The following is a 4,760-nucleotide window of genomic DNA, read 5'->3' as shown; positions in this document are numbered from 1 at the left end:
CCATATGTGGGGGCTTGAATTTCGATCGAAATTCAGGTTACGATCGAGCTTCATCCCTACCCATTTTGGTAAAAATGTACTATAATATTAGTAAATCTACCTAACAATCAGATCGATTCTGTAAACCCACCCCGACTCCGTGCATCACCAATAATTCCTTCGCCCTTTTTGGTGTCCTCAAATGTTGTTAGCCTCACCCAAACCCGCGCCCACGCCAGTAGTTACCAATCCGCAAAGTCGATTTGTAACCAAATCTGCTGTAGCCATGCACCTGAAGCGATCGCCAGATGAGATTTACAAAGTCAATTGTTGGCGATATGTGGTGCATGTGGTTGGTAAAAAGACGAGTACCTTTGTCAGTTATGCTGACTTACCACCGATCGTCGGTGTAGCCTTACCCAATCATCGAGATGTTCGCGCTTGGCGCAAACGCTGGAAAAAATACGACCACATCGCACCCCTGTTTTGGCATAATTTTTATGCCGAAAAATTGCGCCAAGTAAAGACAATGGCAGAACTGCAAGCCTGGGAAGAAGTACTTAGTTACATCGGCTTTGGATTGCCAGAATCGAGCCGGATCGAACTCGAAGGCATCTGCGGCGAAATGACCCATTATTTATTCGGTAACGTCGCCTAGTTATGGGACTGGGAGACGAGGAGACTGGGAGAGAGAATGATTCTTTTACCCATTACCCATTACTCATTACTCATCCACCCATCCACCCATCCACCCTTAAAGTGGGAACAACCACCATAAACAATGGGTTTACCGTACCTGTACAAATCTTGGGAATTTGAGATGATATAAGTACAGACAAAAGCACATCAGGAATCAAGCGATGAACTTCAATATTCAATCTCTGCACAACTGGTATCGTGGTTTATTACAAAATCCTAAATATCGCTGGTGGGTTGTAGCTGCATCGATCGCCTACTTACTCAGCCCGATCGATTTGATTCCTGACTTTTTACCTTTTGCTGGGTTAGTTGATGATACGCTAATTATTTCTCTACTAGTGTCGGAAGTCGCGCAAGTTGCTAAGACAAAATTGCAATCTAAAACTAATCGATCGACACCGAATACTCCAGATGCATCTGGCCAAGTTATAGATGTTCGGGCAGTTGCTACCGAATCATAAGTTTTCCAAAAAAGTGAGTTTGTATCCCCGACTTATTGAATAAGTCGGGGATATTTTTTATTAAAGATCGATTGATTTAAGGGTGATTTAAATTCTGTTGAAATTCTCGAAAGGCATAGTTGACTTGAAGACAGATTGCTTCTTTCTGCTCATCTTCTACCTGCTCGTGAAAACTAAGTCGTACCGTTAAAGGCACTGTTCAGGTAAAGGGTGATTGCTATAATGGAGTCAGAGTATGCAATAGAGGGAAATGAACTGCGTATATTGTGAAAGTGAGCTGACAGTTAGAAATGGCAAAAATCGAGCGGGAGGGAAATCAGTTCAAAGATACTTGTGCAAAGAATGTGGCAGAAGATTTAATGAGCGAAGTGGGACACCAATGGCGAAGCTAAAAACGCCAGTAGCAACAATCACATTGGCAATGAAAGCAAGAAGCGAAGGATTAGGCTTGAGAGCGACAGGCCGAATTTTGGGAGTGGCGGCAAATAGTGTAGTTAATTGGGAAAAACATTTATCGGCAGCAATATCGAATTGGTCACCGCCAGCACCAGCAGAAAAAGAAATAACAATTGAAGGAGATGAGGTGTATACTCGCATTGGCGAGAACCTTCCCCCCCGCAGAAAGTGAAGGATGGACAATCCATTTTATCGAACGAGAAACCCGTTACTGGATTGAAGCACAGGCTGGATTAAAGAATGCTCAGTTGTTTAAAAACGGAGTCACAAGTGCATGGAATTGGGCACGATCGAGTGAATCAATCAGATGGTTTACAGACGGGGAGCGACGGTATGGAAAAGAGCTATGGAAGCTCGCTAGTGTGCGTCTCAAGTCAAGTGAAATGCCACTAACCTATCAGTACCGGAAAGTATGGAGAGAAGGAGTAGAAGTAGCCATCAAGGTCAAGGGTTCTCAGGGAAAACCACATATTGAGTGGTTAAAGCAAGAGCATCCATTCACCCCAATTAGTCCTAAATCAGACGTACATGCTAATCATAATGAAGCCCAAAACAGCTCTTTACGAAGACGAGCTAGCGGATACCGCAGAAGGCAAAATTTGTACGCCAAGGCGGTTGAAGGATTGAACCGAGCATTGAATATGCAGCGGATGATTCACAATTGGGTCAGACCACATTGGGGGTTGGGCAAGATGGAAACTCCAGCGATGGCAATGGGTTACATCAATCGCCCGATTACGATGCTCGAATTGCTTTCCACCAGAAGCTTTAAATGTGTCACTCCATAACTGAGCAGTGCCGGGAAATGGGCATAAAATAACTGATTGGGAGAAATTCAGGGAATTTGCCAAAGTTAATGGCGAGAAAACACAAGTAGAGATGGCTAAACTGTGGGATGGAGAAATTAGCGATCGAACAATATCCAGAGCTTTAAAAAAAATTGGGCTAACTCGTAAAAAAAAAACTTACGGATATCGAGAAAGATCTGAGGAGAAAAGGCAAGAATTCGTTAAAAAAATTATAAATTATTCAGTCCAAGAATTAGTCTACATAGATGAATCAGGAATGGACAACAGAGATGAATATGGTTATGGTTGGAATGAGAGAGGAGCAAGGTTTCATGCATTGAAAAGTGGCAGCAGAGGCGGAAGAGTGAACATGATTGCGGCTTGGTGTAATGGTGAATTATTTGCACCTTTCACAGTTGAGGGAGCTTGTAACCGAACCGTATTTGAAACCTGGCTAGAAACTTGTTTAGTTCCAAGCCTTAAACCTGGACAATTGATAATTGCGGATAATGCAACTTTCCACAAAGGTGGCAAAATTCAAGAATTAATCGAAGCCGCAGGTTGTCAGTTACAATATTTACCACCTTACTCACCCGATCTAAATAAAATTGAACGATGTTGGTCGTGGTTGAAAAGTCGAATCCGTAAGCAAATTGCTCAATTTGATTGTCTTCGAGACGCGATCGAAAGTGTTTTAAGTGTAGTGTCTTAATCGCCTTGGCGGTTGCTATACAAAAAACTTGTAAAAATTAACATAGAGTAGTTGTATATTAGCTGCTAAAATATTATTAGCAGTACAGCCACTAAGATTAGGGTGATTATATCAAGATAAGAATCATGCCAGGAAAAAAAGAGTATTCTTCCTATATCTTGTTGAGTAGCTAATCTTAAAGAGTATCCGAAAGGTAAATTATTCGATCGAGAGGAAGACACAGTACAACTGCCTTAATTTTTTTGAAATTTAACTACTTAGCTAAAATCTGCTCCAAGATTGTCGGATCTTGAATGTCCCGATCCTTAGCTAACAGCAACACCTTCGACATGATTTCGGCCGTCTTCGGATCGTCATCCACAAACGGTAAAAATAGTCGTCCGCGATGTTGGGAACTGACGGGGAGAATGCAGAGTGCGCCGCCTGGTTGACGATGGACGATCGCGCTGCCCAGATGTACCGAATAGGTGCCGATTTCGCCATTAATTAGGGCGTGGCTGCCTTGGATTTGGACGTTAGTTAGTTTCATCAGGCGACAGGTTTCGCGGAGGATGCTCGATCGCATTTCTACGGTGGAGGCACTGGCTTCGGGATCTACGCCGCCGATGTGGGCGACGCTGACGACGAGATCGAGATCGCGCATCACTTCGCTGAAGATGCGTGGGGGGATGTCAGCCAGGGGGAGGGGTTTCCATTCGTCGCGTTTGTAGAAATTGAGTCGATCGATCGTCAAGCCTTCGACTTCGAGGGGGGTGTAGTAGCCATTGGCAAAGGAGACGAGGGCGATCAGTCCTTCTTGGTGGAAGGTACGGCGCAAGCCTTCGTCGGGGGAGGAGATCCAGCCGCGTTGTCCGAAGAGGGCGATCGCTTGGCGGGGATTGACTTGATGCCCTTCATAGCGTTTGGAACCTGTCTTGGTCTGTTCGGCGGCAGTTGTGACATAAAGTTCGCGGAAGACTTGTTTGAAGGGCTGCTGGCGGGCGGTGGTGAAACATTCTTGTTGCCAGAGATGCCATTCTTTGGTGACGAGGAGGTCGTGGGGGTGGGCGATGCGGAATTTTTCGGCGGTAATCGTGACTGTGCCGTGGGGCGAGACTAGTTCGGTGCCGTTGGGTTCGAGGTAGCCGATCTCGGTGCCAGTGGTGGCGATGAGGACGAGTTGGCGCAGCATTGGGGCGAGGACGGGGTGCTGGGCTAGTTGGTGGAGTTCTGCTTTGGTAAAGGCATCGCCGCGCTCCATTGCCTGTTCGAGGGAAATCCGCATTCGGGAGGCTTGTTTGACGATCGATTGTTTACGATCGAGCAATGCCTCGATATCGGGATTTTTCTTCAGTTTGGCGGGGACTGCTTTGAGGGTTTTTCCGGCTTTGGTGATGGTAATTTCGGGGGTGCCTGTGGTGGTAATGCTCAGGGAGATGGTAGTATCTTCGATCGCGACTACTTGCGGTTTTTCGACCAAATCGGCAATAGCGGCGGCTTCCATCGCCCATTGCAATCGTTGCGGATCGGCGAATCCGGCGGTGCGGGCGAGGTTTTCCATGCCGATTTCGACGGCGAGTTTTTCGCTAGCGCGGCGTTGGGAGCCAAATTTTTTGCTGGTGCGGAGGAATTCTTGAAAGGTTTGATAGCGGCTGAGGATATCGGGTTCGCGCTGTTTGCCTGGAT

4 protein-coding genes and 1 pseudogene are annotated in these 4,760 nt (G+C 46.0%); 4 read left to right on the top strand and 1 reads right to left on the bottom strand.

Features of this window, described 5'->3' with window-relative positions; genetic code table 11:
* Positions 1-181 precede the first annotated feature (181 nt).
* From C7B77_RS24275 to C7B77_RS24260, 4 genes and pseudogenes are all read left to right on the top strand, one after another.
* Positions 182-637 (top strand): hypothetical protein, encoded by a 456-nt coding sequence (locus C7B77_RS24275; RefSeq protein ID WP_106310979.1) that lies wholly within the window; start codon positions 182-184, stop codon positions 635-637.
* A gap of 202 nt (positions 638-839) precedes the next feature.
* Positions 840-1,139, top strand: coding sequence for a YkvA family protein (locus C7B77_RS24270; RefSeq protein WP_106310976.1), 300 nt, complete (start codon positions 840-842; stop codon positions 1,137-1,139).
* Between the two features lie 250 nt (positions 1,140-1,389).
* A protein-coding gene (locus C7B77_RS24265) for an IS1/IS1595 family N-terminal zinc-binding domain-containing protein (protein WP_106310973.1) occupies positions 1,390-2,383 on the top strand; the annotation gives its coding sequence in 2 pieces (ribosomal slippage) (positions 1,390-1,761 and positions 1,763-2,383; 993 coding nt in all).
* 10 nt (positions 2,384-2,393) lie between these two features.
* Positions 2,394-3,095: pseudogene (locus C7B77_RS24260) on the top strand (IS630 family transposase); the annotation flags it as partial.
* 253 nt (positions 3,096-3,348) lie between these two features.
* Here the strand turns inward: C7B77_RS24260 and C7B77_RS24255 are convergent.
* Positions 3,349-4,760 (bottom strand): DUF4132 domain-containing protein (locus tag C7B77_RS24255; RefSeq protein WP_146138492.1); only part of this gene is annotated, 1,412 nt, incomplete at its 5' end.

The organism is Chamaesiphon polymorphus CCALA 037, assembly GCF_003003845.1.
In the GTDB taxonomy this organism is placed as follows: domain Bacteria; phylum Cyanobacteriota; class Cyanobacteriia; order Cyanobacteriales; family Chamaesiphonaceae; genus Chamaesiphon; species Chamaesiphon polymorphus.
This window is presented reverse-complemented; position numbering and strand designations above follow the sequence as displayed.